Origin of the sequence: Myxococcus sp. CA005 (genome assembly GCF_006518205.1) — a bacterium.
GTDB classification, from domain to species: domain Bacteria; phylum Myxococcota; class Myxococcia; order Myxococcales; family Myxococcaceae; genus Myxococcus; species Myxococcus xanthus.
In genome coordinates, this window is sequence record NZ_SRLV01000202.1 from 1 (window position 1) to 1,070 (window position 1,070).

The 1,070-nt window shown below is 65.6% G+C and carries 1 protein-coding gene; it reads right to left on the reverse strand.

The window, feature by feature from the left end:
* Nucleotides 1-1,070: elongation factor Tu (tuf, locus tag FMQ63_RS37125; protein ID WP_074960364.1), on the reverse strand; the 1,070-nt coding region annotated here is incomplete at both ends.

Consider the following 1,070-nt stretch of genomic DNA (forward strand, 5'->3'; position numbering starts at 1 on the left):
ATGGCGATGTTGTCGCCCGGCATCACCATTTCGACGTTCTCCGGCAGCTTCACCGAGCCCGTCACGTCCGTGGTGCGGAAGTAGAACTGCGGGCGGTAGCCCTTGAAGAACGGGGTGTGACGACCGCCCTCTTCCTTCGACAGCACGTAGATCTGCGCCTTGAACTTGGTGTGCGGGGTGATGCTGCCCGGCTTGGCCAGCACCTGGCCGCGCTCCATGTCCTCGCGCTTCAGGCCGCGCACCAGCGCGCCGATGTTGTCGCCCGCCATGCCCTGGTCCAGCAGCTTGCGGAACATCTCCACGCCCGTGACGACCGTCTTCTGCGTCGGGCGCAGACCAACGACTTCCACTTCCTCGCCGACCTTGATGATACCGCGCTCGACGCGGCCCGTGGCCACCGTGCCGCGGCCGGAGATGGAGAACACGTCCTCCACCGGCATCAGGAAGGGCTTGTCCGTCGCGCGCTGCGGCGTCGGGATGTAGCTGTCCACCGCCTCCATCAGCTTCAGGATGGCCGGCTCGCCGATGTCGCTGGTGTCACCCTCCAGCGCCTTGAGCGCCGAGCCCGGGATGATGGGGATGTCATCGCCAGGGAACTCGTACTTCTTCAGCAGGTCGCGGACTTCCATCTCCACGAGCTCGCGCAGCTCGGGGTCGTCCAGCATGTCCACCTTGTTCAGGAAGACCACGATGTACGGAACGCCGACCTGGCGCGCCAGCAGGATGTGCTCACGCGTCTGCGGCATCGGGCCGTCCGCCGCCGACACCACCAGGATGGCGCCGTCCATCTGCGCCGCGCCCGTGATCATGTTCTTCACGTAGTCGGCGTGGCCCGGACAGTCGACGTGGGCGTAGTGCCGGTTCGACGTCTGGTACTCCACGTGCGAGGTGGAAATCGTGATACCGCGCTCACGCTCCTCCGGCGCCTTGTCAATCAGGTCGTACGCCAGGAACGTGGCGCCGCCCGTCTTCGCCAGCACCTTGGTGATGGCGGCCGTCAGCGACGTCTTGCCGTGGTCCACGTGTCCGATCGTGCCGATGTTCACGTGGGGCTTGTTACGCTCGAACTT